Origin of the sequence: Rhizobium sp. ARZ01, assembly GCF_014851675.1 — a bacterium.
GTDB lineage: Bacteria > Pseudomonadota > Alphaproteobacteria > Rhizobiales > Rhizobiaceae > Mycoplana.
Map to the genome: position 1 here is coordinate 454,322 of NZ_JACVAE010000001.1, position 25,821 is coordinate 480,142.

The following is a 25,821-nucleotide window of genomic DNA, read 5'->3' on the forward strand; positions in this document are numbered from 1 at the left end:
CATGGCGGCGGCGAGAAGCCTTAGCCGAGTACGGTTGCAAAAGGAATGCCCTTGCGGCCGGTGTTCGCGAACCATCCTTTTCATTTGCCGACTGCTATGAGAGAACTTTGGTGACGCGGTCCTTCACCGGGTTCGAGCCTGTACGCAATGAAATGCACGACTGGAGTGGCATAATGAGCAAGCTGAATGGCCAAGAGGTTCCGGTGGGGCGCAAGGCTCTCAAGGCAGCCGAAGACAGCCATCGCTCCAGTTGGTTTTCCAGGCAATCGGGTGTGTTTTTCCAGCTTCTCGCCGTTGGCCTGCCGCTTGCGCTGGTGACGGCCGCCGCTCCCGCAGCACGTGCCGCCGACTGCTCCAGTTCACCTGAGCCGGGCATCGATTGGAGTGAATGCTCCAAAAGAGCCCTCATGCTGGAGGGAAGCGATTTCCGGGGCGCAAATCTCACCGGCGCCGATCTGATGCTGACCGACCTCAGTCGGACGAACATGAATGGAGCCAACCTGGAGAAGGCGTCGCTGGCGCGTGCGTGGTTTACCGGCGCCACCGCGGAGAAGGCCAACTTCAACCGAATCGAGGGCTTCCGAACGGGTTTCGACAAGGTCTCCGCTGCCGGTGCAACCTTCGCTTCTGCAGAGTTACAACGTGCCAGTTTCAAAGGCGCAAACCTCACCGGCGTAGATTTCGAGAAAGCCGAGCTTGGGCGCGCCGATTTTTCCGGCGCGGTTCTGACCGGCGTGCGCTTCCCTTACGCCAATCTCTCCCGCGCCGATTTGAGCAAGGCGATATTCGAAGGCGGGCTTGATCTCTCCCACGCCTTCTTGTTTCTGACACGCATCGAGGGGCTGGACCTTTCGTCCTCGACCGGCCTCGAACAGGAGCAGATCGATCTCGCATGCGGCAACGCCTCGACAAGGCTGCCTGCCGGCTTCACCGCGCCGCCGACCTGGCCGTGCCCGTTCGACTGAAGCGGCATTTTTAGCAGAGAAGACGTACCGCGTGCCCGCTTGCGAAGAGGAGCGCACCGCACGAACCGTATCGCGCGGTGCATGTACCATTGCCGGTCAGATGATGAAAAAGTCGCCGTGCGTCAGCGCCAGGCTCTTGGACAGCGTCGCGAACTGCACCGCAGCGATCTTGCCGGTCCCGTCCGCGTCGTAGAACAGCTTGCCCGTATCGGTTTCGTAGATGATGCGGTCGCCCGCATCGGCGGCCTTGCCGCTGGTATTGGCGAGGAACGCGGAGGCGGCGAGCCCGCCCGTCTTGGTCAGGGCGGTGAAGATGCCGTTCTCGAGCCGGATCGTGTCGTCGACGACCTTGAAGTCGGTGATGGTATCGATGTTCGTGGCGCCAAGCTTGGCATTGAATAGGAAGGTGTCATTACCGGCGCCGCCGGTCAGCGCATCGATGCCGAGCCCGCCGTCAAGCAGATCGTGGCCGTCATTGCCGTACAGCCTGTCGTTGCCCGCGCCGCCCGACAGCGCGTTCTTGCCGTTGTTGCCAAGAAGGATGTTGGCGAGGCTGTTGCCGGTGCCAGCGCGGTCTGCCGTGCCCGTGAGGGTCAGGTTTTCGAAGGCGCCGATGACCTTCGCGGACGCGGCGAGGCTGAAGCTGATGGACGATTTCACCGTGTCGATGCCCGAACCGCCCGTCTCGTTGATCGTGTCGCCGCTGTCATCGACCGCATAGGTGTCGTTTCCGGCGCCGCCCTTCATCCTGTCCGCGCCGTTGCCGCCGTCAAGGACATCGTTTCCGGCGCCGCCCTCGAGCACATCGGCCCCGTCCATACCCCACATGACTTCATTCCCTTTGCCGCCATAGAGGGTGTCAATGCCGCCACCGGCACGGATCTCACCGATGATCGTCCCGAGCCGGCCGTCGTACACGTCGTCCCCATCTCCAAGATCGACCAGACCTTCGATCTTTCCGTTGTTGTAGATCCGGTCATTAGCGTTGAAATCGGAGTCAAAGGCGTATTTGCTGTTGGTGCTACGCAGGAGGCCGTTGTTATGGAGGTAGGTTATCTGATTACCTGCGTTGATAATCCCTCTTTCCCCCTCGATCACGCCTGAGTTCGTAATCGTTGTCGTTCCGCCGGCATCGTATATCAGGACGGCTGCGTAGGTCCCCCAGATCAGGCCCCTGTTGTCGATGAAATTTTCGGATCCGAAGATTTCCAAACCTGTGGTGAAGCCGCGCAAAGAGCCATTTTCGCCGATCAGGAGTTTGTTCCCGTCGTTGTCTGCCGCAGTTCCGAGAATGACGCTTGAGTATCTGCCGACGACGGATCCCTGGATATTAAGCGAGATGTTGCTTCCGCTTGCGACGATGCACGAATTGTTTGTGGCGCCGACTGTCACGCCTGAATCGACATATGCGAACTCACTGCTCGCCAATTGGATCTGTATGCCTGCCCCAACGATATTGGCCGTTATGATTTGCGACGCCATTGGATTTCCCTCCATGGTTGAGTGCTCTAATCATGACGGTCAACGTCTGGGCTTTAATCGCCTTCCATAGATGGCGCTGGCGATCGCGGACGCGGCGGGCCGCAACCGGCCGATGGCGCGGCGCGCTCAACGGTTGCCCGCCTTCAGCAGAGTCGTGCTATCCCTTGACTGCAACCATGAATAGCCGCGGAAACCGCAGCAGCACGCGTCCGTCGGCGGCCGGCGGATAGGCGTTTTCCAGCCTCTGCCGGTAGGCCTCGAGGAAGGGCTCCTGTTCATCGGCGGGGAGCTTTGCCAGATAGGGGCGCAGGCCCGTGCCCCTGAGCCACTCCACGATCGTTGCCGCATCCGCCATCGGGTGGTTGTAGATCGTGTGCCAGATGTCGACGCGTGCTGCCTTGGCCGCCAGAGCATCATAGTAAGCTATCGTCGGGGGCAGGGGCGGGCGGCGCGGGTGATGCGTCGAGAAATATGTGGCCCAGCGCGGGTCTTCGGTGGTCGCATCCATTTCGGTGTGGTTCGGCTCGCCGCGGTTGTCCGGCATTTGCACGGCCAGAATGCCGCCGGATACGAGCGCCTCCATCAGCCGCGAAAGCACGGCGATGTGATCGGGCACCCACTGGAACACCGCATTGGCAAAAAGCAGCGCGGCCGGCTGTGGCGGCGTCCAGGTGGACAGGTCACCGCGGGCGAATTCGATGTCAGGTAGCCGCTTGCGCGCGGCGCCCAGCATGTCGCCGTCGCTGTCGACGCCGACGATCGAGTGATAGGGGAAACGCTCAACCAGCAGTTCGGTGGAATTGCCCGGTCCGCAGCCGAGATCGTAGGCGATTCCGTCGGGAAGGGCCGGCACCTGGGCCAACAGGTCGCGCGCCGCCCGCGTCCGTTCGTCCTCGAACTTGACATACTGCGCCGCCGACCAGGCCATGTGCCGCCTCCCTTCGGATTTCGCCCTCGTTTACTCAAGCGCTTCCAGCGTTGGCAGGATCAGCGATGGCCCGAGGTCGGGATATTCGTCGGGCATGCCGGTCCGGTTGATCCAGACGGTGCGGAAGCCGAATCTCGTCGCCCCGGCCACGTCCCAGCGGTTCGACGACTGGAACGACACAACGTTCGGATAGAGCCGATAGCTGGTCGTCACCATGTCGTAGACGGCGGGCGCCGTCTTGTAGGTCTTCAGTGCGTCGACCGAGAAGATGTCGTCAATCACGGTTTCGAGTGCGGCATTGGTCACTGCCGATCTCAGCATCTCCGGTGAGCCATTGGAGAGAACGGCGATGCGCGCGCCGCGCGCCTTCAGGGCGCGGAGCACCGAGGGGACCTCGGGGTAGCAATCGAGCTTCCAGTAGGCTTCTAGCAGCTTTGATCGCAGCGCCCGGTCGACGCCGGGAATGCGCTGGAACGTATAGTCGAGCGCCTCTTCGGTGAGCTTCCAGAAATCCTTGTAGGCCCCCATCAGCGCGCGGGTCCAGGAGTACTCCAGCTGCTTGGCCCGCCACACCTCGGAAAAGAGCTGGTAGTTGGGCCCGACGTCGCCCGCGTGACGACGCACGGCCGCATGCACATCGAACAGCGTACCGTAGGCGTCGAAGACATAGGCTGCGTAAGACACGCGATTTCCTCCAAAAATGCTTTCATTCCAAATCATTAGCGCGCGATAATGTCAATTTTCGGTGCGCTGCACAATATGGGAAAAGGCACTGTCAGATATCGGCCGGAAGGGCAGGTGGATGAGTAGTGTCTTCGCCTGGTGTCACCGCTCTTGCCACCTGCTTGCGCCGACTGCCACTGGTCGGCCGCCCTTCCGAAAACAGGGCCGAGATACACCAGTATGGGACGGCAGCAATCTTCAGATTGGCGCTCCGATCGGCTAAAGAATACGGATAAGCTTCACGAAAAATCTTCTAACAGGTTGATAACATGAGAAGTTTAACTTTGCCCTGATGGCGTCAGCGGTCATGCTATGCGTATCGGCTCCGGCAAAAGCCGAGGACCTTGCGAGTACCATTGTTGACGATGGTTGTGCAGGGCGAGATAGTTTGCGGCGACGGCGCCCTTGGCTTGGCCGGGAACGCGATCGGCTGCCGCACAGGCGCGTTAGCAAGGTCACTGAAGATGGGCGGGATGATCTATAATCCGTTGCCGATGTGGCAAAATCCTTGGCCGCCTCCTTTAGGCAATCCAGAAACGATCGTGATCAATACCGGCTTGATTGGTGAGCCGAGCGAAGACCACCCCGTCCTGTCCGCCGAAGCCGTCCTTGTCATACGAGAGCAGTCCGCTCGCCAAATCATAGATGATCCTGTCATCGGCATCGATTGCGGCAACGCCCAGGCAGAACTGGTCAGGTGTCAGCTTGTCGCCAGCCTGATCAAGGCCGAAGATCAGTGAGTCGAGATGGAAACGATCCTCCAGGGTATTGAAGTCCGTTATCGTATCTTCATTGTCACCACCCGGAGCGGTGTCGAACACAAAAATATCGAACCCGACTCCGCCAGTCAGGGTATCTCGTCCATGTCCACCACTCAGGACATCGTCACCGGCGCCTCCCGATATGTCATCGTCTCCCGCGCCGCCGCTAAGCCGATTGTGTCCTGCGTTGCCAGTGATCGTGTTGTTGAGTGAATTGCCTGTGCCCGACAGGTTTGCGGAGCCGAGGAGGAGAAGGTTCTCAACCGCTCCTTTGAGGACGGCAGTGTTTGCCAGACTGAACGAGATCGAAGACTGTACTGTGTCGGTTCCGTTCGAGCCGCTCAGGCTCTCGTCTATGACGTCCCCGACATTGTCGACGTGATAAGTGTCATTCCCCGCTCCGCCGCGCATCGTGTCGCGGCCGCGATCCCCGTTGAGAATGTCGTTTCCTGAGCCGCCGTTGAGGACGTCATCACCTGAGCCGCCAGACAACGAGTTGTTCCCAGAGTTACCTGAGATGGCGTTGTTCAGAGAGTTTCCCGTTCCCCACAGGCCTGCGGAGCCAAGAAGCGCCAGATTCTCGACCGAGCCCTTGAGCGTAGAGCTTTGTGCCAAGCTGAACGAAACGGATGACCTGACGGTGTCTGTTCCATTGGAGCCAGACTGGCTTTCATCAACGATGTCTCCGGTATTGTCGACATAGTAGGTGTCGCTACCTGATCCGCCACGCATCGTATCGCGACCAAGACCACCATTTAGCGTGTCGTTGCCAGCATTCCCCGTGAGCAGATTGGTGCCCGAGTTTCCGGTAATCGTGTTGTGAAGGGAGTTTCCGGCGCCCGATATGTTGGCCGTACCAGTCAAGAGGAGGTGTTCAACGGAGCCCTTGACGATCTTCGTGTTGGCCAGACTGAACGAGATTGAGGACCGGATCGTGTCGGTTCCGTTCGAGCCTTTCAGGCTCTCGTCGACAACATCACCGGTGTTGTCGACGTAGTAAATGTCGTTCCCCGAACCGCCGCGCATCGTGTCGCGGCCGCCACCGCCATTGAGGACGTCATTGCCTCCATTCCCCGTAAGCGCATTGCTGCCGGAGTTGCCGACGATTGTATTGTTGAGCCCGTTGCCCGTGCCGGAAAGAGCGCTTGACCCCAGAAGGATGAGATTCTCGACAGAACCCCTGACGACCTTCGTGCTTGCCAGGCTGAACGAGATGGATGACCTGACGGTATCTGTTCCATCGGATCCGCTCACGCTCTCATCAACAATATCGCCAGAGTTGTTGACATAGTAGGTGTCGCCACCCTTGCGGCCGTACATCGTATCGCGGCCAACACCGCCATTCAGCACGTTGGCGACCGTGTTGCCGATCAATGTGTCATTACCATTGCCGCCGATGGCATTCTCGATGATGACGTCGGGTCCGATCGTCACCGTCGCGCGCGATGATTTACCGTATGAAAAATGAATGCGCTCGCTGATGCTGCTGAACTTGCCGGGGTTCAGGTTGATCGTGCTGTTTTCGATACCACTATATGCGATGGTATCAACACCACCTGTATCGTTGATCGCCTGCCAGTATTTGGTCCCGTCCTTGAATGTGTAGGTATTGTTTCCGTTATTGACCGACAGGTTCTTGCCGTAGATCGTCTGAATTGCCAGGAGATCGTAATACATTGGCGTCGTCGGATAGAACGACGCATAGTTGTCTTGGTCGGCGGACCACGGGGACGCCGTATAACTCATAACGGTGTTGAAAAAATTGTCCAAGCTCGAAGGCATCCGCATGATCTCGAAAGGATGCTGCAATCCGAGTGCGTGGCCGACTTCATGCAGAATGATCAAATAGTCATACGATCCCTTCTTGAGGTCGCCATTTTTCTTGTTGAAGTGAGCGGTATTGAACCAGACGTCGCCAGCTGAAGTGTGGTTCCACGGATAATACGCATGGGCGGCGGATCGGTCGTCCATGGTGTCAGTCTGTGTGAACCGCAATTCCCCTACGACCTTAGTGTTGTCGGCAACCTCTTTGAATTTGACGTCTCCCGCACCTGCCCAAGCTTGGAGGGCGTATCTGACATAAGAAATCTCAGTACTCGTCAAAGAGCCCCAACCATCCAGCTCCCCTTCATAAGAGTAGTTGTCGGCAAATTTTGATCCGGTCACTGGAAAACTGTATGTGAGGGTAACGCCTGTCCCGAGCGGACCACCCCACTTGTATCCGTATCCAAGCCAGCCGGCCTTGCCAATATCGGATGACGAATAGGATTCAACACCGAGACCATTCGTTGTATACGTCGCCATCTAAGAAATTCCCTGCATTATCAGTGGCTAAAATGAAGCGGGCACTTGAGGGCAATCTGCTACGTTTACAACCTGGGCGCAAGGGCGGTCGTTTATCGCGTCATCAGAGCCCGTCCTGGCGCTCGATGCCACCAGATTCAGAAGGCAGAGGCGGGCGACTTCCGTCATGCCCCGCGAACCGTGGACGCCGGAGGCTAGCGAACTCACCATTCTTCCCGCGCTGATTTCGATAGCTATTTCTCCGGTTCGATAAGGTCTGCTATTGGAGGCGCGAGCCGGTTGTCGGTGGTGGCTGAGGCTAGCGGCGTGCTGCACAAGCAATGCACGTTGAGTGCATCCAGCCCAACCTCTCGTCGCGAAAACAGCCGTTCTAGAACCGCGTGATCACGCTGATGCCGAGGTCAGTGGCCGTGTCCATCGTCATCAGCGCCGGCACGGCTTCCTCGAGGCTGATCTCGCGGCCGATTAGCTTTTCGGGCTGCAGCTTGCCTTGTGCGATCATTGCGAGCATCGCGTCGTAGCGCCAGGCCTGCATGCCGTGGCTGCCGTAGATCTCCAACTCGTGGCCGATCACCTGCGCCATGGGGATCTGTGGTGTCGCGTGTTCGCCAAGCATCAGCCCCACCTGCACGTGGCGGCCGCGCCGGCGCAGGTTCTTGATCGAGTTGAAGCAGGTGACCGGCGAGCCGAGCGCGTCGATCGAGGCATGTGCGCCACCGCCGGTGATCTCGCGCACGGCTTCCGCCACGTCCGCAACCTCGCGGGCATTGATCGCCGCGACCGCACCCATCTTCCGGGCGAAGGCTAGCTTTTCTTCGGAAATGTCGATTGCGATCGGATTGGTGCCGAGCGCAGCCGCGATCATGATCGCCGACAGGCCGACGCCGCCGCAGCCGTGCACCGCCACCCATTCACCGCCTTTGACCTTTGCCTGGTCGCAGACGGCACGGAACGAGGTGGCAAACCGGCAGCCGAGGCTTGCAGCCGTGGCATAGCTGACGCTTTCGGGCAGGTGCACGAGGTTCTGGTCGGCATAGTCGAGCGCGACATACTCGGCAAACGAGCCCCAATGGGTGAAGCCCGGCTGGAACTGTTCCTCGCAGACCTGCTGGTTGCCCGAGCGGCACTCCTGGCAATGGCCGCAGCCGGAGACGAAGGGCACCGTCACCCGATCGCCAACCTTGAAGCGCGTCACCGCCTTGCCGGTGGCAAGCACCGTGCCGGCAAGCTCGTGTCCGGGCACATGCGGCAGCTTGATGTCCGGATCGTGCCCTTGCCAGCCGTGCCAGTCGCTGCGGCAAAGCCCGGTCGCTTCCACCTTGATGACGACGCCGCCTGTGGTCGGCGTCGGGTCGGGAAGGGTGCGGATCTCCGGAGCAGCACCGAAGGCTTCGTAGTGCATCGCTTTCATCAGGTGGCCCCTCATTCTTGCTTTGCCGCTATCTATGCCACGCAGCCAACACCCGTTCCACCGGCCTATCCATGACAATCGCTGATACATTCATTCAAGATCGTGAGTGGACAGCATTGCCTAATTGCGTCACGCCAGTTCCAGATTGACCCGGATCGCCGGGCCGGACCTGATGTGCCGAAAGGAGTTCTCAAATGGCAGTCGATACATCCCCGCGCACCCCCACCTGGACCTATGTTGAAGGCGAATGGATTTCCGGCAACCCGCCACTGATCGGGCCGACCTCGCATGCCATGTGGCTCGCCTCCACCGTGTTCGACGGCGCACGCTGGTTCGACGGCATCGCCCCCGACCTCGACCTGCATTCGCAGCGCATCAACCGCTCGGCCGAAAATCTCGGCATGAAGCCGACGAAGAGCGCCGAGGAAATCGAGGGGCTCGCCTGGGAAGGCGTGAAGAAATTCGACGGCAAGACGGCGATCTACATCAAGCCGATGTACTGGGCCGAGCATGGCTCCCCGTTCAGTGTCGTGGCGCCTGATCCGGAATCGACCCGCTTTGCGCTCTGCCTGTTCGAGGCGCCGCTGGGCAATGACCGTGGCGGCAACTCGCTGACCGTCTCGCCCTTCCGCCGCCCGACCAACGAATGCATGCCGACGGATGCCAAGGCCGGCTGCCTCTATCCGAACAACGCCCGCATCCTCGTCGAGGCGAATAAGCGCGGCTTCGAAAACGCGCTGGTGCGCGACATGCTCGGCAACGTCGCCGAGACCGGTTCGTCCAACGTCTTCATGGTCAAGGACGGCGTCGTCTTCACCCCGGCCGCCAACCACACCTTCCTTGCCGGCATCACCCGCTTCCGCACCATGAAGCTTCTGCGCGAGGCCGGCTTCGAGGTTGTCGAGACGACGCTGTCGGTCGCCGATTTCGAGAAGGCCGACGAGATCTTCACCACCGGCAACTACTCCAAGGTCGTGCCCGTCAACCGCCTCGACGACCGCAGCCTGCAGCCGGGTCCGGTCACGGCAAAGGCCCGCGACCTCTATTTCGACTGGGCGCATTCCAGCGCGAAGGGCTGAGCCTCCACCGGTCATCCCGGCTCACCCCGCCGTCATCCCGGCCGCCGAGCCGGGATCCAGCGCGCGCAAGTCCTTGCGCGCAAAAGACCCTTTCGCCTGACCGCACGAGATACGTCATTCACCGCGCCGACGCGCGGTGGCTGGATGCCGGATCAGTCCGCCAGTCGGTCGACACGCCTTCACCCGGCCTCCCACGCCCGCTGCGGAAGGAAATTGCTGGCAAAGCGCAAATTTTGGCATCGCAACCGGTTGTCTGCGACAGGTCGGCCCCCTATGTTCCATTCCACGGATTTCATTGAAAAAAATTCCGCATGAAGAGGAGATATCCCATGGCCTTCGAACTTCCGCCGCTGCCCTACGACTACGACGCGCTCGTGCCGTTCATGTCGCGCGAGACGCTGGAGTACCATCACGACAAGCACCACAAGGCCTATGTCGACAACGGCAACAAGCTGGCCGAGGAAGCCGGCCTTTCCAACCTGACGGTCGAAGAGATCGTCAAGAAGTCCTATGGCACCAACCAGGGCCTCTTCAACAATGCCGGCCAGCACTACAACCACATCCACTTCTGGAAGTGGATGAAGAAGGGCGGCGGCGGCAAGAGCCTGCCGGGCGCGCTGCAGAAGGCGTTCGACAGCGACCTCGGCGGCTACGACAAGTTCAAGGCTGACTTCATCGCCGCCGGCACGACGCAGTTCGGTTCCGGCTGGGCCTGGCTGTCGGTCAAGGACGGCAAGCTCGTCATCTCCAAGACCCCGAACGGCGAGAACCCGCTCGTCCACGGCGCGTCCCCGATCCTCGGCGTCGACGTGTGGGAGCACTCCTATTACATCGACTACCGCAACGCCCGCCCGAAGTACCTCGAGGCCTTCGTCGACAGCCTGATCAACTGGGACTACGTGCTGGAAATGTACGAAGCGGCAACGAAGTAAGCCGCTTATCCTTTTCACGATTGTATCGAGCCCTGGCCGAAAGGCCGGGGCTTTTTCGTTCACGGCGAGAGCCGTCAGGGCAGCCACGTTTCGTGCTATAATTGAAATATCGGGGCCGGGGCGACCATCAGGGAGGCTTCCATGTCATTGAGCGACACGATCAAGGCAATGACCCAACGCTACGCGGCCGCCCTCAATACGCCGGGAGCCGCCGGCGCCGGCGACTTCTTCGACGACGATGCCGACCTGTTGCCGCCGGGACCGGACAATCTGAAGGGACGGGCTGCCATCCAGGCCTTCTGGGCCGCTGCAACCGACGCCTTCGAGCAACCGACACTGACGACGACGGACGTTGCCGAAATCGCACCGGGGTGCGCCCGGGAAATCGGCACCTATGCGGCGCGAGTAAAGGAAACCGGCGCCGCCGTCAGCGGCAAATACGTCTTCATCTGGCGCAAGATTGACGGCGAATGGAAAATCTGGACCGATATCTGGACGTCGCATCAGGGGCAGACCTGAGGAGCCCAAGCACAGGAGGGGAAATGTGGCGGACTATCCGATGGCGCTGATCGGTTTGATCGGCGGGATGAGCTGGGAATCCAGCGCGCTCTATTACCGGCTCCTGAACCTCGCCGCCCATCGTCGCCTCGGCGGACACCACAATGCCCGCTCGGTGCTGGTCACGCTGGATTTCGACGCGCTGAACCGCATGGCCGCGGAGGGGCGCTGGGATGAGGTCGCCGACCTGATCATCGATGCCGGGCGGCGGCTTGAGGGCGCGGGTGCGGCGTTCGCGATGATCACCGCGGTCAGTGGCCATGCGGTGGCCGACCGCGTCGAAGCCGCCTTGCGCCTTCCACTCCTGCATATCGCCGATCCCGTGGGTGAGGCGGTTCGCGCGAAGGGCCTGACCAGGCTTGGCCTGCTTGGAACGCGATACACGATGGAGATGGGCTTCTTTTCGGCACGCTTGCGGGACAAGTTCGGACTGGTGGTCCTCGTGCCGCCGCAAAAACAGCGCGATGCGTTGCACCGGATTATCGTCGAAGAGCTGACACTGGGCAGGATTACCGAAGAGGCGCGAGAGACGCTGCTGTCGATGGCGGGCGATCTGGCAGGGCAAGGAACCGAGGCCCTCGCCGTCGCCTGCACGGAGCTTCCCTTGGTGGCGGGCATGGAGGACTATCCCGTCGCCGCCTTCGACGTCGTGCAATTGCACGTCGAGGCGGCACTGGATCGGGCGATTTCCGAGGCGCCACACTAAAGCGCTGAGGGTTGGCGATGGCGGAGGGAGGGAGAGGATGCCGCTTCGCTTCTCATAAGGAGAAGCCAGGCTAGCGGGATCAGGAGTGATGCGATGGGCCAGCCGGACAGACCGAGCACGGGCATGAGGATCGGCATTATCGCAACCGCGAAAAGGGAGGCGCGAAGAGCCTTGCCCGGAGGATTTGCTCCCGGGAGCGGCCACAGCGCTGCGACCGAGGCCAGGGCAATCAGGTCATAGCTGAGGCTGTAGGGACTGATGACGAAGGTTGCAAAGATTGTACTCGCCGCGCGCGCCCAGTCCGATTGCAGGCGCTTGAGGCTCAGGAACCACAGGCACAGCGATATGAGCGCGACCGGAAAGTGTACCGCCGTCGCCACGTCAGACGAAAGTTCAAGGCTGCGGGCCGAGCCGTACACGGAAGGCATCATATGCAGGAAAATGCCGGTTCCGTAGCGCATCACGTCGGTCATGTACGGTGCGACATGCTCGATGTACCCCCTCCAGGTCGAGAGGCCGAAGGCTGCAACTGAGGCCATGGCGAGCCCGAGGGCCGTCAAGCTTGCAACCATGATCACCAGCCAACGCCTTTCGTAAAGCAGCAGTAAGGGCAAAAGCAGCCCGAGTTGCGGCTTGACTGTCAGGAGGCCAATGCAGAGCCCGGCGAGTATGGGGCGGTTGTAGCGAGACGCAAGCCCGATCAGGACAAGCGCAGAGGTGAGGAAGCCGTTTTGGGTGGCGATCGCGTTGGTGGCGACTGCAGGCAGCAGAAACAGCCACTGACGCGGCGTCGCATAGGGCGCGGCCGTTCGAATCGAAGCGCAAAAGAGTAGAAACGTGGCAAGCAGATAGGCGATCAGCGCACTTTTGTAGTCGAGCAGCCCGACGGGCAGGATCGTCCACAGATAGTGAGGCGGATAGCTCCAGGCATGCCAGGGGTAGTCAGGCCCGAACATTGCCTGCATATGCGCGAAGTACACTTCATGAGCGCTGAACACCTCTCCGACCGCTCCTTGGAGGGTAAGGCGCGCAGCAATCCAGTAGTTGGCGAAATCTTTATTCGACCAGCCCAATGTGATCGCGGATCTATCCGTGTCCGTGACCGCCAGGATGCTCCATGCGATCGCCGCGAACAGGCTGGCAGCAATCGCAACCGCGGCTGTCGCCGATATTCCCTGTGTCTGAGCCGGGGCAGCTTGATTGGCCATCGCTCTCAATCCCTTTGTCTTCGCGGAGGATAGCCACACAGAGTGAATGAAGGGCAAATGCACGCGATGGCCCGGCCGTATTCACAGGCCTCATGCATCTTCAAGAAGATTTTACTTGGACTGTCGGCAGCACGTGTAATCATGCCGCCGCTTTGAAAGAGCGATCCGGGCGGGAAGACCCGTCCGGCGGAATCCTAATCGGGAGTTATTGATGAAGCTGAAGACAATCGCGGCCGCCGCCGCCCTTGCCGTACTCGGTGCCAGCGCAGTGATCGCGGCAGACGAGCCGCAAGTTGCCCGCCAGCAGATGATGAAGAAGGTCGGTGGGGCAATGGGTGCACTGGCTGGCATCGCCAAGGGCGAGAAGCCCTATGACGCCGAGATCGTCAAGGCCTCGCTCTCGACGATGAGCGACGTCTCCAAGACGTTTGCCGACCAGTTCCCCGCCGGGACTGAAGCCGGCGCAGAGACGGAAGCAAGCCCGAAGATCTGGGAAAACATGGATGACTTCAAGGCCAAGACTGCGCAGCTCGGCAAGGCGGCTGAGGCAACCCTTGCATCGCTTCCGGCCGACCAGGCTGGTGTTGCCGCGGCTCTTGGGCCGATCGGCAAGGACTGTGCTGCCTGTCATGAGACCTACCGGATAAAGAAGTAGCCCCTTCCCAACAAATTGGCGCACTCTCTCGGGGATCGTCTCCTCGGGAGAGTTTGCGTTTCGCTGTCGCCGTGCGACGATACGGTGATGGTCGCTCGTCGCATGTCCGGATTGGGCACGCATAATGCGCGGCAGCGATCTGCAACTATGCACGCTCCGGCATCACTGCCGATTGTCGGGGTTGTGCGCCGGGCGTACAACGCGCCTATCTGTCGATTTTGGGGTGGGCTTCATGCCCGGGGACGAAAGCCATGAGATTTCGCACTTTTGCGGCCGTTGTGCTGGTCGCTGCGGTCGCGGGCGTCGGTTCGTATCTGTCGATCACGACGCCGCAGCGAATGCCGGGGGAAACCTGGGATGGGCTGGGCGAGCCCAACCTTGAGAACGGTGAGCGGGTATTTTGGGCCGGCGGCTGTGCAAGCTGTCACGCAGCTCCTGGGGCAACGGATGAGAACAGGCTGGTGCTCGCCGGCGGCGCGCCGCTGAAAAGCCTCTATGGGACGTTCTATCCGCCAAACATCTCCCCCGACCCCGCCGCCGGCATCGGCAGTTGGACGCTGTCGGAGTTCGGCGACGCGATGGTGCGCGGTGTCGGAAAGAAGGGCGAACACCTCTATCCGTCCTTTCCCTATGCTTCCTATGCCAGGATGACGCCGCGCGACATCAACGACCTCTATGCCTACCTGAAGACGCTGCCGGAGAGCGCCAATGTCGCGCCGGCGCACGCGCTGTCGTTTCCGTTCAACCAGCGCATCCTGCTTGGTGGCTGGAAGTTCCTCTATCTTGACGACAAGCCGCGTGTGACGTTGGCCAAGCCCGATGCGAAGGTCGAACAGGGCCAGTATCTGGTGGAAGGCCCCGGCCATTGCGGCGAATGCCATACACCGCGCGACGCACTCGGCGGCATGAAACCGGATCTGTGGCTTGCGGGTGCGCCGAACCCCGAAGGCGGCCAGGGGCGGGTGCCCAACATCACCCCGGGCGAGAAAGGCATGCGCGGATGGACCGAGAGCGACATCGCCTACTACCTGGAAACCGGCTTCACCCCCGATTTCGATTCGGTCGGCGGCGCGATGGTAGCGGTGCAAAAGAACATGGCCAGATTGCCGGCGGCGGACCGCGAAGCGATCGCGGCCTATCTGAAGGCGATCCCCGCCCATTGATGCGGCCTTGACGGAGGAGATGATATCTCGGGTGCAGGCTTTGATCTCTACGAGGACGTCAATCGCCGCCGCTCGACGCGCTACTTTAGTGATCGGCCAGTGCCGCGCGCAGTAGTAGAGACCTGCCTAAACACCTGATCAGAGGCAGCGCTTCCAGCACGGCGTCGTTCGCCCATCTCGGGGGTACGGACGTTTCATCCGTGTTCGCGGCCGTAGAGCTTCACATAGTGATCCAACTCGGGATTGTGGAAGCCGAGCGCCCGATAGATTTCCGCCGTGAAGGTTATCGGCGCAGTCCCGGGGGCCGTGATGAGGTTACCATCGCGAACCGCCTGCGGTTGGTCGCGATAGAGTGCATGGCCGCGATATTCCGGGGCCGTTGCCAGGAACTCGGCTGCGTTGCTGGTGTGGCCGCTATGGTCGAGCACGCCAGCGCGCGCCAGTGCCAGCGTCGCGCCGCAGATGGCGCCGACCGGCCGGCCGGCCTCGTGGAACGCGCGGATCTGCGCCGACATGTCGGGAGCAGCGTCGGTCTCCCAGATGGTTCCGCCGCAGAGCACCAGCGCGTCGTACTCGGCGGGTGTCACGGTCTCAACCGCCGCCGCGGGCGTGACATTCAACCCGCCCATCGAGGTGACTGCACTGCCGCCGGGAGAAGCAGGCACGACCTCAAACCCGAAATAGGTGCGGGCAGACGCCATCAGAAGGGCGCATTCCCAGTCAGCGAAGCCCTCGGTGAGGCCGATCGCGATCCGCTTTGTCATCATCCTCTCCTTCTTTCGTCAAACGAACACATCAGGCGGCGCATTAGATCAGCGCGGTGGGCGCGACCTGAGGCGAATGATCCGGTCTATGCCGGCGCATGTCTTTGTCCCGAAACCGGTTCCCACTTTCGGGCGACATGCTAGGCCAGCGCTTGAATGTAGCGCATGCCGGTGACCGGACCAGCCTTGAAGTTCATCTCCTCGTAGAACCGGTGCGCCTGGAAATTACCGGTGGCGGCGCTGACGGAGATGTAGCTGCATCCGGCCGCCCGGGCCTGTTCGCGCGCACGGGCGACCAGATGGTGGCCAATACCGGTGCCGCGATGGTCCTTGCGGACGAAGATCTGATGAAGTTCCATGCCCCTGCGGCCTTCGGCTGCCAGGTACATCGGCACCAGAATGGCATAACCGATGAGCCTGCCGCATGCTTCGGCGACCAATGCCGTGACCCACGGCGACGGGCCGAACAGGTCGCGGTCGAGATCGGTTGCCGTAAGCTTTGCGCAATCGCCATGGCACTCCGCATGCAGGGCCATCATGTCGAGGATCTGTTGCAGGTCGCCCGGCCGGGCGGCACGGATGTTCAGCACCGGCGGGCGTTCGAGCGGTGCGGCTTCAAGTTTGATGACGGTATTCATTTCGAGGCTCCTTCGGGTCTTTTGCCACCAGGTGCCTGAAAACAACAAAGCCGCCTGATGGCGGCTTGTTGAACATGATCAAACAGCCGCTCCTTATCGGAACAGCCAAAAATACGTCGCGGCGATGGGTGCGTGCGTGATCATGCGGCGGATATTCTCCGATTCTACGCCGAAGTCAACGCAAAAAGCAGCGTGCCCTGCAGAATCAATCCTACCCTCGTGCGCCAAAAAACAGGCATTGCCCGGTGATTCAACTCGGTCTCGAACGGCCAGGAATGGTAGGATGGTCAGGAATGGTAGGACGGCCTGCGTGATCTCGCGGCAGCAACGTGACGTCAATCGGTTGCCCGACCCCGTTCTAAAGATAACGGCAGTCGCGTCCTCGGGTCTTTTGGCAGACCGGAGACAACTAGTCCATCCAACTCATCATAAATGGCACCGGCCGTTTCGCGCCAATTACGGTCATTGGCCTCAGTCAGTGAGCCAGGTCGTTGCTGTTGTTATGAAGGACGTGGAGTGGGGATTGGTACATCCGCTGCGTTGTCATTGGCCCAGGTGCTGATCGTATGGACCTGCCCAGGTATCTGGTCGCGCAAATAGGATTCGTGGCCCGGCAGGCCCATTGGATAAAGCCTGTTTCGGGCAGCCTCGTAGTCCGCACTCTGATCGGTGCAGAGTTGAATGCGCATATCCGGCGGCGCGACATCGGTACGGTTTTTCAGATTGTCGACAAGCCCTGCACCGGATGACAGGCGGCCATCAAAGGCTTGCGTCAGATATTGCGCTGATCGTTCGTTACGTTCCCGTTCTGTAGTCGCGCCCATGATAACCACCATCACGCGCTTTCCATTGCGCGTGGCCAGTCCGATGAAGTTTCGTCCGGAGGCGCATAGGAAACCGGTCTTCATGCCGATCGTGCCGTTGAAACGGGTTAGCAGCAGATTGTTGGACTTGATTTCTTTGCCGTCGATCGTGACTGCGGAGGCCAGGAAAAAGCGGCGGTATTCGGGGAACTTTCGATCCACTTCCATTCCAAGGATCGCGAGATCGCGCGCGGTCGTATAGTTGTTCCGGTCAAACAGCCCGTTCGGGTTGGAAAAATGCGTGCCCGTAAGCCCAAGGCGCGCTGCCGCTTCATTCATTCGCCGGACGAAAGTTGGTTCGTTGCCCGCCACGGCTTCTGCCAGGGCTACAGAGACGTCGTTTGCCGATGCGGTGATCATGGCAAAAAGCGCGTCTTCCAGCGTCATCGTTCGCCCGAAGGTCAGGCCGGACTCCAGAAAGGCCTGTTTCATGGCGTTCCGCGTCATGGTGACCGGCGTCGACAAGGTGACTTCGCCAGATCGAAGCGCTTCAAACACGACGAGCGCCGACATGAGTTTGGTTGTCGAGGCCGGATACCAGGGAACTCCCGCATCCTCCTGATGGAGCACCTGGTGACTTTCGGCATCCACGACGAGCACAGGTGTGGCGTTTGCGGGTGACCACGTGAAAAGAGATGCAATGAGCATCAGCCTTTTCCATGTTCGTCCAGCCTTTGCAATTTTGGTCATGTCCAGTCTCCAGGGGGAAGGTCGTCCCAATGCCACGATGCCCCCTCCGAGCACAAGCACTTGCTGCGGCAGGATACCGGGAGGTGAGTCGTGACCGCTTTTGGCCACGGGAACGCACTACGACAGCTGACTGGCATTAAAGGGCTGGACGAGCTACTGGCCTGACTGCCTATCTGGCTGCGGCCATCGGACTAGTGCTTCGCGACCAGCATCGGTCAATCCATAGATGCCTCTCTCAAGCCGCTCGAACCAACCATATACGTTCGAAAGCAATATCTTTCCTGCCTCCGGTATGTCCGTTCTTAGATCGCGAACACGCAACGGTCCTATAGCCAGAGCAGCCGCACAGCCGAGCGCCTGCTGGCGATATGCCGTCATGACCGGTGCGCGCGTGCTGCCGCCAAGTGCGGGATCGCCGCGCCGATTCCGGTGTTCGCGCATGAGCCTCGAACGCCGTTTCAGATTGGTGCGCGGCATTGGTGAGATGGAGCCGACAATGACGCTGACATCGCCGGCGTCGGAAACGCCGAGCATGCCAATGCCGAGCCTGCGGCAGAGGTCGCGGTAGCGTTTGTCGGTCTCCCGCCCTCTGCCCTTGGCCGATATCCTGGCAGCGATCCAAACCTCATCCGAGACGGCGGCCCGGTCGACGGCCTGCAGGATGAGTTCCAGATTGAAGGTCAGTTTCAGCTCGCAGATCACGACAACGGGGGGATCGTCATCACTGAGGCCGACAAGATCGCAGCCGCCAACTTCGCCTTTGACAGTGTAACCTGCCTTTTCGAGAAAGCCTTTTACGGGCAGATAGAGCGAAGTTTCCATGTGGCTGCGCAATGAAGTGGAGAATCGCTGCGCAAGCTACATCGATAACCCGTGCGGGTCACCGTATCTCGTCACTCGAGTGTCCACGCGGGCGTCAATATCCGCCAGCGCATGCCCCGAACGGACGCATGTCCGCTGAAGGCAGATGCGGCGTCGTCGGTGTCCCGCGCAGCACAGGCGCAATCGCCGGATCTTTTGTCCGGTGCGGTTACCGATTACCTGCAAGCTGCAGAAAGGAAAGGAAAACTGGACGCTTACTGCATGTCGCCTAAAGCGTCGGACCGCCATCAGTTCCAGTCAGCGGAGCCGTAACAGTCGATTCGATCCCGAACTGCTCCTCGATCGCCTGTCGGATCTCGTCCTCGATCGCCTCGCGCTCGGCTTCCGGCAGCGACTTCAGTGATTCCTCGCTGTGGCCCATCTCTTCGAGCATCTGGGCGCGGATTCGCTCGGCGGGCGACATGTTCGACCATTCCATGAATTCGGCAACAAGGTCCGCGCTGGCTGCGGCGGCATTTTCCGCTTTTGCGTCCTTTTCAACGCCGATGAGCCAGAGGGCACTGGCGAAGCCCGAAGACGCCGGCATCGACGGGGCAACACTCGGTGTGACGTCACGGGGAACGGTACTGCCACGGTTGGATTCGCTGAAGCCGTCCTCGTCGGAGGAGGGTCGGTGTTGGCGGGCGATTGCATAGCTTGCCAGAAGCCCACTATCGATCTTCATAAAAATCTCTCCCTGAAAAGCTATTCAGGAGGAGGCTAGGTTGTACAGCTTATGCGAGCCTTGCTTACGTTACGGCAGCGTAGGAGAGTACGTATTGCTGCTGTCCGAGTTCCAGATCGGCCGCCGTTGTTGATCCGGTCGAGAAAGCGAACAATCCGCCTGACACGGGCGGATGTGGCAGGAAGGTGCCCTTCAAGTGCCGCAAAATGTCTGCAGCACCTCTTCGCCCGGCTTCGGCGGCGTGGCATAGGCGGCAAACGCCGGCTGATCCTCGTAAGGCCGCGACAGCACGCCGTTCAGTGCTTCAAACAGTGAGAAGTCGCCGTCCTCAGTCGCCGCGGCCAGCGCTTCCTCAACCTTGTGGTTGCGGGGGATGAAGGCTGGATTGACGCTTCGCATTGCGGCCGCGCGCTCACCGGGTGAGCGATTGTCGCGCAGCGCCCGCGCCCGCCAGCGGATTAGCCAGGGCGCGGCCGCCAGCGGATCGTCCAGCAGCGCCGCGAAGGCCGCATCCGCGCCTTCATCCGCGCCTTCATCCGCCGCCGCGTCCGAAAGCCGGCGGAAGGCGAGCGTGAAATCGGCCTTTTGCGCGTGCAGCAGCGCCAGGAAGGCGCGGATCAGATCGGTGTCCTCGTCCTCTTCGTGCTCGCTGAGCCCGAGCTTGGCGCGGATCACCGTCTTCCAATGTTCCTGGAACCGCTCCATGAAACGCGTCACCGCGTCGTTGGCCAGATCCACCGCTTCGTCGGGCGTCTCGTGTATCAGCGGCAGCAGCGTCTCGGCAAAGCGGGCGATGTTCCACTGGCCGATCAGCGGCTGGTTGCCATAGGCGTAGCGGCCCATCTGGTCGATCGATGAAAAGACGGTGCGCGGGTCGTAGACGTCCATGAAGGCGCAGGGACCGAAATCGATGGTCTCGCCCGAGACGGCCATGTTGTCGGTGTTCATCACCCCGTGGATGAAGCCGACGCCGAGCCAGCGCGCAATCAGCCTGGCCTGCCGCTCCGCCACCGCATCGACCAGCTTGAGATGGCGACCGTCGGTGCCGGCAAGCTCGGGGTAGTGCCGGCCGATCACATGGTCGGCGAGCACACGGATGCTGTCGGTGTCGCCGCGTGCGGCAAAGTATTGGAATGTGCCGACGCGGATATGGCTTGCGGCGACGCGGGTGAAGATCGCCCCCGGCAGGATTGTCTCGCGATAGACCGGCTGGCCGGTCGTCACTGCCGCGAGCGCCCGTGTCGTCGGAATGCCAAGCGCGTGCATCGCCTCGCTGACGATGTATTCGCGCAAGACCGGGCCGAGTGCTGCCCGCCCGTCGCCGCGCCGCGACCACGGCGTCTGGCCCGAACCCTTGAGCTGGATGTCCCGCCGCTCGCCGTCCGGGCGCACGACTTCTCCGAGCAGGATCGCCCGACCGTCGCCCAGTTGCGGAACGAACTGGCCGAACTGATGTCCGGCATAGGCCATGGCGATCGGTTCGGATCCGGGAAGCAGGCGATTGCCGGAGAAGATTGCGGCACCGTCGCGCTCGAGCGCATCGGCATCGAGGCCCATTTCGACAGCGAGCGGCCGGTTGAACTTGATGAGCCGGGGTGCGGTAACCGGCGTGGGTTCGATTCGTGTGAAGAAATTCGCCGGCAACCGCGCATAGCTGTTGTCGAAGGCAATGGGAGCGGGATCGCTTCGCTTGGTCAGGGTAGGCGCCGCTTCGGTCATGGTCTGCTCGCATGCGTTCGTTGGTGCTTCTGTGTCACCTTATTAGATAGGAACGCATGGCGCGAACAAAAGTGTGGGTCCATGCCTGGTCACCGGCAATGCATTTTCTACCCCATATTGAGATCGGTACCACATCCCGTCATGCCGGACTTGATCCGGCATCCAGCGCGCTCAAGTCCTGAGCGCATTAGGCTCCCATGCGCCGTAGACGCAGCGCAGCTGGACCCGGATCGGGTCAGGGTAAATGGGGATCTTCGTGATGATGGCGGTACTAGAAATAGGGCGGCCCGTACGCAACGGGCCGCCCTGCGATGCCATGAGCGGGCTAGTGGCCGGCTGCACGGCCGCGCACAGGTCTGCGCGGCAGGCTTGGTAGATCGCCTTCGCAAACGAGGCGCTCCTTGAGCACGTCGGCTTCCGGCAGGTCGATCGGGCCGCAGCCCCAGTCGTAGTTCGCTCGCTCGAGCCATCCGCCGAACAGGCGTCCCAATAACCCGTGTGGTCGATGGTCAGTCGTGGTCATGAGTTTTTTCTCCTCATGCGCTCATCGCTGGCTGTGGCATGCACGCCGCGCAGATGGCGCCTATGTGTCGATGATCCGTTCCGCAACACCCGCCGAGGACGCGCAATTGCGGCATGCGGCGGAGCAGTTGCTGATAGCGTCGCCCCAGATCGACGGGGTCGCCCGCGTCCAGGGTTTCGCTTTCGTCCAGCTCCTGGTGGCTCTTCGGCGAGGCATTGGCACGAATGCCGCCGATACGGCCGATCCAGGCGCTGCCGTGGTCGAGCGCATCCTCGAAGTGGCTGGGATGGGCGCAGGTGATCATGAAGTGGAGTGGATAACCGCCGGTGGCGGCATCGACCGCTTCGATCGCCTGCTGCAATGTCCTGCCCGTCACGAGCCTGCCGTCCGTCTCCACGGTGAACGAGATCATGCAGGGCATGCCATGCCGCTTTGCGGCACGGGCGACGCCGATCGCCTCATCCACATTGTTCAGCGTGATGGCGGAGACCACGTCGGCTTCGGTGTCCGCAAAGGTCGCGATCTGCACCGAGTGATAGTCCTCGGCCTCCTCCGCGTTCATGTTGCCCGCCTTGTAGCCGTCGCCGCGCGGACCGATGGCACCGCTCAACACGATCGGCTGGCCGGGCGTCTCGTATTGCGCCCGGAGCTCTGTCACCAGGTCGACCGCGACCCGGTTGGCCGTGTCCAGCGCAGCCGCGTCGTATCCGAGCTTTGCTGCCCAGTCCGGGTTGGCCCGCCAGGTCGCGGTATCGAGCACGAAGCCGGTGCCGGCGCTGCGGGCAATGTCGAGATAGCGGACGTAATAGTCTCTGAGTTTCCGCCGGCCCTCTGCTGTGGAAAGCAGCACGAACGAGGCGAAATGCGGCAGTTCAAGTCCTTCATGAAAGATCAAAGTCGTTTCCATGCCGCCATCGGTGAGGAAACGTCCGCCCTTCGTCAGCGGCAGGCCATGTCTGTACTTTGCCATAACTGTCTCCACTCGTTCCAATTTTCGCTTCGGAAAATGCAAGAGCCGCCCGTTCGACCGAACGTGCCAACGAGATCCCATGTTATGATTTTTATGGTTTTGTACTGCTTTCGGCGTTCTCGCCTTCACGGGAACGAGAATCCACATATTCCGAAACGCGTGTGGATTTTTGCCTGTTTTTCGCCTGTAAAACTAGGCGACTTGTGGTCAAGCGGGTCAAAGAAAATGGTATATTAGAGATAGATCAATTGCTTGCACGTCACTTTCACGCCAATGTTGACGCCGTCGGACCGGCGTGAAGAGAGAAAACTGTACCGCTGGTACTGGAGGCAACGATGCGCAAGGGTGAGGAGACGCGCGCAAGGATCCTCGACGTGGCTGAAGCGGCCGTGCTCTCCAAGGGCTTCGGCGCGACCTCGATCGAGGAACTGATCGCCGAGACCGGCATCACCAAGAGCGGCTTCTTCTACCATTTCCACGACAAGAACGAACTGGCGAAGGCGCTCCTCGAGCGCTATATCGAGAACGATACAAGGATCTACGACGAGATCTTCGGGCGGGCGCGCGAATTGGCCGACGACCCGTTACAGGCCTTCATGCTTGGCCTGAAGCTGCTGTCGGAGCAGCTTGCCGATCTTCCGCGCGGCCATCCGGGCTGCCTGGTCGCGACCTTCTGCGTCTACGAGCGGGCCTTCGACCGCGATATACAGGAAATCAACCGCCAGGCGGCGCTGATGTGGAGGCGCCGCTTCCGCGGCTATTTCGAGGAAATCATGGCCGTCTACGAGCCGAGGGAGCCGATCGACGTCGACCAGCTCGCAGACATGGTCTCGACGGTTCTGGAAGGCGGCATCGTCATGTCGAAAGCGCTCAAGGAGCCGAAGAGCCTTTCCAAACAGCTGTTGGTGCTGCGCGCTTTCGTGAAGATGCTGTTTCGCGGCGGGCGAGAGCGGCGACCGGACGGCCACGTTCAACAATACGATATTTGATGCACGTCGCCCAGGCGTCCAGCTTTTCGAGCGAGTGACCAGAGCCCCGTCATGCCGGACCTGATCCGCCATCCAGCGCTCAGGTCCCGATCGCCGAAGATTCATTCGCGCCGCAGACGCGGCGATACTGGACCCCGGATCCAGTCCGGGGTGACGGAGGAAAAGGATCAGTCGACCCGCTTCACCCCCGGCGGCGTCCAGCGGCCGTCGAGGGCTTCCGCGCGCGGCGAATAGATTCGCATGGTCAGGGCGAAGGGGCCGTCCTTTGGCGCCGGCAGCCAGTTGCTCTCCTTCTCGCTTCCGGGCGATTCCGCCTGAACAAGGATCTCCAGCGAACCGTCCGCGTTGCGAACCATCTGGTCCCGGTCTCCGATCGCAAATCGGTTGATCGCATTCGGCACCTGGAAGCCCTGGTCGTCATACATGGTGATCGACCAGAAGGCGTCGGCCGGCGGCTCCTGGCCCTTTTCGAACCGTAGCACGTATTTGCTCGTTCCCGTCAGCGGCTGGCCGTCTGCGTCGAAGAAGGCCGTCGGATAGACCGCGTCGGCCGGCAGGTTGGCGCCGAGGCCCCCCAAGGCAACGACGGCGCGCTGTTCGTAGGATGTGCCGTAGGTGCCGGTGTTGTCGGTGATGACAGACCAGCCGTTGACATGGGTGCCGATGGTCTTGATGCGTGCCACCATCTCGGCAAGCGCGGCCTTCGCGCCTTCGTTCAGCGCCTGCTGGGTTTCCGCATCGAGCTTCGCCGGATCGAAGTCCTTGCCCGGTTCCAGTCCGATTGCCTTCATCTGGAACAGGATCGGATAATCGTTCGGATGTGGCGGGTACTTCTGCATGAGGTCTGCCAGCCGGTCGAACACGGCGATGCCGTCAAGCTTTTCCATCTGTACCAGCGGCGGCGTCTTGCCGTCGATCGATGGATCGACCGGGCTCTCCGCCGGCGGCGTGTAGTCCTTGCCCCACTGGCTCAGCGGCGTCAGCCTCAGCCCGTCCTGCACCCTGTGCACATTGTCATAGTCCAACGGGCCATTCGTCTGCGTGCGGCCCATGAGCCAGATCATCGCGGTCGGCGCATTGATGCGCTCGACGCCCTCGGGCAAGTCTCCGCTCCAGCCGGGCGCGACATAGGCGAAGCTGCCGGACCTGGTGCCGGTCGTGCGCGAGCCGAGCGAACTGAACACGTCCGTCCACATGTCGAGCGAGGGTACCAGATAGTAGCGGCCGCCCGTGTTCGGCACCGAAAGGATCAGCGGTTCTTGGGAAAGATCGGCCCAGGCGAAGGAATAGAGCGTATCGAAGTTGAAGCGCACGATGTCCCGCGCATCGGCCCTCGGATAGGTGCGGAAGTGGGCGAACTGGTTGACCGGCGCGCGCATCGGAACCGTGGTGGCGTTCGGCACGTTGGTCGCCTGCTTCATCGTCATGTCCATCAACACGATCGGATAGGCGTAGAAATAGAGGTCGCGCGCCAGCGCCCTGGCCTTTTCCGGGGAGAGCGCCGCTTGCGCGAACGCTGTTCCCGCGTTCAGAAACAGCGCAGCGGCTGCGAGGATCGATGCGGCACGCATTTTCATGGCGACCTCCAGGCATTTCGATTGAGCGGCGTTGCCACCGGACCGATGGAACGCTGCCACGTCCGGTTGTCTTTCGTCAATAATTTGGTTGCGTCGGCGATATTGCCAACGCCATTTCAAAACGGTCGGCTAGCCGCCTTCCATCTGGCGCGCCAATTCGGCGAGTTTGCGCACCGTGTTGAGATTGCGCGCCGTCGCCAGCTTCAGCGCCGGCAGCTTGAGCTTCGAACGGCCGGAGCCGTCGGGGTAATGCACATAGATCTCGCAGCCCGCGAGGTGCGCCTGCTCTCCGTCGGGTGCCACCATCTTGTCCAGCGCATCCTTTGGCGCTGGCTCAGACAGGAAGTTCACCATCAGGTAGTTCGGCTTGGCCTCCGGGAACGGATTGTTGGCGGCGATCGCCGCCAGTTCCTCGCCCGTCCGCAACATGACGCCCGGTGCCATGCCCATGCGCTCGGCCAGCGCATCTCCCAGCATCCTTGCAGCATCCTTCCGGGATAGCTTCGTTCGCAGAAGCACGTTGCCGCTCTGGATATAGGTTCGGACGTCCTCGAGGCCGGCCGCCTCGCAGAGTGCCTTGAGGTCGGACATCAACAGCGTGCCGGCGCCGCCGACATTGATGGCGCGAAGCAGGGCGACATAGACCGGCATGCTTGTCTCCGGATGT

General features: G+C 61.2%; 24 protein-coding genes. 8 read left to right on the forward strand and 16 right to left on the reverse strand.

Annotated elements, in window-relative coordinates:
• Window positions 1–173 precede the first annotated feature (173 nt).
• A complete protein-coding gene (locus IB238_RS02155; RefSeq protein WP_192243145.1) occupies window positions 174–965 on the forward strand; it encodes a pentapeptide repeat-containing protein in 792 nt (263 codons plus the stop codon).
• Window positions 966–1,061: 96 nt separating this feature from the next.
• Here IB238_RS02155 and IB238_RS02160 read toward each other — a convergent pair whose 3' ends face one another.
• The 5 genes from IB238_RS02160 to IB238_RS02180 form a co-directional block, all read right to left on the reverse strand.
• On the reverse strand, window positions 1,062–2,447 hold the full coding sequence (locus IB238_RS02160) for a calcium-binding protein (protein WP_210333448.1): 1,386 nt from the start codon (window positions 2,445–2,447) through the stop codon (window positions 1,062–1,064).
• 157 nt (window positions 2,448–2,604) lie between these two features.
• The gene (gene tam / locus IB238_RS02165; RefSeq protein WP_192243149.1) at window positions 2,605–3,375 is read right to left on the reverse strand and encodes a trans-aconitate 2-methyltransferase; all 771 of its coding nucleotides are present in this window, start codon (window positions 3,373–3,375) and stop codon (window positions 2,605–2,607) included.
• 30 nt (window positions 3,376–3,405) lie between these two features.
• Window positions 3,406–4,059 carry a haloacid dehalogenase type II gene (locus tag IB238_RS02170; RefSeq protein WP_192243151.1) on the reverse strand — a complete coding sequence of 218 codons (654 nt, stop codon included), beginning with the start codon at window positions 4,057–4,059 and terminating at the stop codon, window positions 3,406–3,408.
• A 560-nt stretch (window positions 4,060–4,619) separates the two neighbouring features.
• Window positions 4,620–7,163: a M10 family metallopeptidase gene (locus tag IB238_RS02175; RefSeq protein WP_192243153.1), complete on the reverse strand. Its 2,544-nt coding sequence runs from the start codon at window positions 7,161–7,163 to the stop codon at window positions 4,620–4,622.
• A 370-nt stretch (window positions 7,164–7,533) separates the two neighbouring features.
• Window positions 7,534–8,574: a zinc-dependent alcohol dehydrogenase family protein gene (locus IB238_RS02180; protein WP_192243155.1), complete on the reverse strand. Its 1,041-nt coding sequence runs from the start codon at window positions 8,572–8,574 to the stop codon at window positions 7,534–7,536.
• Window positions 8,575–8,768: 194 nt separating this feature from the next.
• Between IB238_RS02180 and IB238_RS02185 the strand changes: the two genes are divergently transcribed.
• The 4 genes from IB238_RS02185 (at window position 8,769) to IB238_RS02200 (ending at window position 11,849) form a co-directional block, all read left to right on the forward strand.
• Complete coding sequence (locus IB238_RS02185; protein WP_192243157.1) at window positions 8,769–9,653, forward strand: branched-chain amino acid aminotransferase; 885 nt, start codon at window positions 8,769–8,771, stop codon at window positions 9,651–9,653.
• 329 nt (window positions 9,654–9,982) lie between these two features.
• The gene (locus IB238_RS02190) at window positions 9,983–10,585 is read left to right on the forward strand and encodes a superoxide dismutase (protein ID WP_192243159.1); all 603 of its coding nucleotides are present in this window, start codon (window positions 9,983–9,985) and stop codon (window positions 10,583–10,585) included.
• A 141-nt stretch (window positions 10,586–10,726) separates the two neighbouring features.
• On the forward strand, window positions 10,727–11,104 hold the full coding sequence (locus tag IB238_RS02195; protein WP_192243161.1) for a DUF4440 domain-containing protein: 378 nt from the start codon (window positions 10,727–10,729) through the stop codon (window positions 11,102–11,104).
• 25 nt (window positions 11,105–11,129) lie between these two features.
• The gene (locus tag IB238_RS02200; protein ID WP_348648186.1) at window positions 11,130–11,849 is read left to right on the forward strand and encodes an amino acid racemase; all 720 of its coding nucleotides are present in this window, start codon (window positions 11,130–11,132) and stop codon (window positions 11,847–11,849) included.
• Here the strand turns inward: IB238_RS02200 and IB238_RS02205 are convergent.
• Window positions 11,846–13,057: a glycosyltransferase family 87 protein gene (locus tag IB238_RS02205; RefSeq protein ID WP_192243163.1), complete on the reverse strand. Its 1,212-nt coding sequence runs from the start codon at window positions 13,055–13,057 to the stop codon at window positions 11,846–11,848. The two genes, IB238_RS02200 and IB238_RS02205, sit on opposite strands and share 4 nt — an antisense overlap.
• Before the next feature lie 211 nt (window positions 13,058–13,268).
• Here IB238_RS02205 and IB238_RS02210 point away from each other — a divergent pair, with 211 nt between their 5' ends.
• Both IB238_RS02210 and IB238_RS02215 read left to right on the forward strand, forming a co-directional pair.
• Entirely contained in the window at window positions 13,269–13,712 is a 444-nt protein-coding gene (locus IB238_RS02210; protein ID WP_192243165.1) for a cytochrome c, read from the forward strand.
• A 251-nt stretch (window positions 13,713–13,963) separates the two neighbouring features.
• Window positions 13,964–14,875 (forward strand): cytochrome c, encoded by a 912-nt coding sequence (locus IB238_RS02215; RefSeq protein ID WP_192243167.1) that lies wholly within the window; start codon window positions 13,964–13,966, stop codon window positions 14,873–14,875.
• 194 nt (window positions 14,876–15,069) lie between these two features.
• Here the strand turns inward: IB238_RS02215 and IB238_RS02220 are convergent, their stop codons facing one another.
• From IB238_RS02220 to IB238_RS02255, 8 genes are all read right to left on the reverse strand, one after another.
• The gene (locus IB238_RS02220) at window positions 15,070–15,639 is read right to left on the reverse strand and encodes a type 1 glutamine amidotransferase family protein (RefSeq protein ID WP_192243169.1); all 570 of its coding nucleotides are present in this window, start codon (window positions 15,637–15,639) and stop codon (window positions 15,070–15,072) included.
• A gap of 140 nt (window positions 15,640–15,779) precedes the next feature.
• Window positions 15,780–16,277, reverse strand: a complete 498-nt coding sequence (locus tag IB238_RS02225) for a GNAT family N-acetyltransferase (protein ID WP_192243171.1) — start codon at window positions 16,275–16,277, stop codon at window positions 15,780–15,782.
• A gap of 500 nt (window positions 16,278–16,777) precedes the next feature.
• On the reverse strand, window positions 16,778–17,938 hold the full coding sequence (locus tag IB238_RS02230; RefSeq protein WP_348648187.1) for a D-alanyl-D-alanine carboxypeptidase family protein: 1,161 nt from the start codon (window positions 17,936–17,938) through the stop codon (window positions 16,778–16,780).
• 45 nt (window positions 17,939–17,983) lie between these two features.
• Window positions 17,984–18,652, reverse strand: coding sequence for a DUF2161 domain-containing phosphodiesterase (locus tag IB238_RS02235; RefSeq protein WP_192243173.1), 669 nt, complete (start codon window positions 18,650–18,652; stop codon window positions 17,984–17,986).
• Window positions 18,653–18,920: 268 nt separating this feature from the next.
• Window positions 18,921–19,376 (reverse strand): hypothetical protein, encoded by a 456-nt coding sequence (locus IB238_RS02240; RefSeq protein WP_192243174.1) that lies wholly within the window; start codon window positions 19,374–19,376, stop codon window positions 18,921–18,923.
• 192 nt (window positions 19,377–19,568) lie between these two features.
• Complete coding sequence (locus tag IB238_RS02245) at window positions 19,569–21,095, reverse strand: protein adenylyltransferase SelO (protein WP_192243176.1); 1,527 nt, start codon at window positions 21,093–21,095, stop codon at window positions 19,569–19,571.
• Window positions 21,096–21,420: 325 nt separating this feature from the next.
• Window positions 21,421–21,618, reverse strand: coding sequence for a hypothetical protein (locus IB238_RS02250; protein ID WP_192243177.1), 198 nt, complete (start codon window positions 21,616–21,618; stop codon window positions 21,421–21,423).
• A gap of 13 nt (window positions 21,619–21,631) precedes the next feature.
• Window positions 21,632–22,588 (reverse strand): homocysteine S-methyltransferase family protein, encoded by a 957-nt coding sequence (locus tag IB238_RS02255; RefSeq protein WP_192243179.1) that lies wholly within the window; start codon window positions 22,586–22,588, stop codon window positions 21,632–21,634.
• A gap of 335 nt (window positions 22,589–22,923) precedes the next feature.
• Between IB238_RS02255 and IB238_RS02260 the strand changes: the two genes are divergently transcribed.
• Window positions 22,924–23,577: a TetR/AcrR family transcriptional regulator gene (locus IB238_RS02260; protein WP_192243181.1), complete on the forward strand. Its 654-nt coding sequence runs from the start codon at window positions 22,924–22,926 to the stop codon at window positions 23,575–23,577.
• Between the two features lie 167 nt (window positions 23,578–23,744).
• On the opposite strand, the gene IB238_RS02265 is transcribed toward IB238_RS02260, so the two are convergent.
• Together IB238_RS02265 and IB238_RS02270 are read right to left on the reverse strand one after the other, a co-directional pair.
• Window positions 23,745–25,154, reverse strand: coding sequence for a DUF1254 domain-containing protein (locus IB238_RS02265; RefSeq protein ID WP_192243183.1), 1,410 nt, complete (start codon window positions 25,152–25,154; stop codon window positions 23,745–23,747).
• A 129-nt stretch (window positions 25,155–25,283) separates the two neighbouring features.
• A complete protein-coding gene (locus tag IB238_RS02270; protein ID WP_192243185.1) occupies window positions 25,284–25,805 on the reverse strand; it encodes a DUF1697 domain-containing protein in 522 nt (173 codons plus the stop codon).
• Window positions 25,806–25,821: the final 16 nt, after the last annotated feature.

What these genes read in the sequence shown, in the direction of transcription:
- IB238_RS02155 (WP_192243145.1), top strand. Translation starts at nt 174, where the DNA reads ATGAGCAAGCTGAATGGCCAAGAGGTTCCGGTGGGGCGCAAGGCTCTC.
- IB238_RS02160 (WP_210333448.1), bottom strand. Translation starts at nt 2,447, where the DNA reads ATGGCGTCGCAAATCATAACGGCCAATATCGTTGGGGCAGGCATACAG.
- tam (WP_192243149.1), bottom strand. Translation starts at nt 3,375, where the DNA reads ATGGCCTGGTCGGCGGCGCAGTATGTCAAGTTCGAGGACGAACGGACG.
- IB238_RS02175 (WP_192243153.1), bottom strand. Translation starts at nt 7,163, where the DNA reads ATGGCGACGTATACAACGAATGGTCTCGGTGTTGAATCCTATTCGTCA.
- IB238_RS02180 (WP_192243155.1), bottom strand. Translation starts at nt 8,574, where the DNA reads ATGAAAGCGATGCACTACGAAGCCTTCGGTGCTGCTCCGGAGATCCGC.
- IB238_RS02185 (WP_192243157.1), top strand. Translation starts at nt 8,769, where the DNA reads ATGGCAGTCGATACATCCCCGCGCACCCCCACCTGGACCTATGTTGAA.
- IB238_RS02190 (WP_192243159.1), top strand. Translation starts at nt 9,983, where the DNA reads ATGGCCTTCGAACTTCCGCCGCTGCCCTACGACTACGACGCGCTCGTG.
- IB238_RS02195 (WP_192243161.1), top strand. Translation starts at nt 10,727, where the DNA reads ATGTCATTGAGCGACACGATCAAGGCAATGACCCAACGCTACGCGGCC.
- IB238_RS02205 (WP_192243163.1), bottom strand. Translation starts at nt 13,057, where the DNA reads ATGGCCAATCAAGCTGCCCCGGCTCAGACACAGGGAATATCGGCGACA.
- IB238_RS02210 (WP_192243165.1), top strand. Translation starts at nt 13,269, where the DNA reads ATGAAGCTGAAGACAATCGCGGCCGCCGCCGCCCTTGCCGTACTCGGT.
- IB238_RS02215 (WP_192243167.1), top strand. Translation starts at nt 13,964, where the DNA reads ATGAGATTTCGCACTTTTGCGGCCGTTGTGCTGGTCGCTGCGGTCGCG.
- IB238_RS02220 (WP_192243169.1), bottom strand. Translation starts at nt 15,639, where the DNA reads ATGACAAAGCGGATCGCGATCGGCCTCACCGAGGGCTTCGCTGACTGG.
- IB238_RS02225 (WP_192243171.1), bottom strand. Translation starts at nt 16,277, where the DNA reads ATGAATACCGTCATCAAACTTGAAGCCGCACCGCTCGAACGCCCGCCG.
- IB238_RS02235 (WP_192243173.1), bottom strand. Translation starts at nt 18,652, where the DNA reads ATGGAAACTTCGCTCTATCTGCCCGTAAAAGGCTTTCTCGAAAAGGCA.
- IB238_RS02240 (WP_192243174.1), bottom strand. Translation starts at nt 19,376, where the DNA reads ATGAAGATCGATAGTGGGCTTCTGGCAAGCTATGCAATCGCCCGCCAA.
- IB238_RS02245 (WP_192243176.1), bottom strand. Translation starts at nt 21,095, where the DNA reads ATGACCGAAGCGGCGCCTACCCTGACCAAGCGAAGCGATCCCGCTCCC.
- IB238_RS02250 (WP_192243177.1), bottom strand. Translation starts at nt 21,618, where the DNA reads ATGACCACGACTGACCATCGACCACACGGGTTATTGGGACGCCTGTTC.
- IB238_RS02255 (WP_192243179.1), bottom strand. Translation starts at nt 22,588, where the DNA reads ATGGCAAAGTACAGACATGGCCTGCCGCTGACGAAGGGCGGACGTTTC.
- IB238_RS02260 (WP_192243181.1), top strand. Translation starts at nt 22,924, where the DNA reads ATGCGCAAGGGTGAGGAGACGCGCGCAAGGATCCTCGACGTGGCTGAA.
- IB238_RS02265 (WP_192243183.1), bottom strand. Translation starts at nt 25,154, where the DNA reads ATGAAAATGCGTGCCGCATCGATCCTCGCAGCCGCTGCGCTGTTTCTG.
- IB238_RS02270 (WP_192243185.1), bottom strand. Translation starts at nt 25,805, where the DNA reads ATGCCGGTCTATGTCGCCCTGCTTCGCGCCATCAATGTCGGCGGCGCC.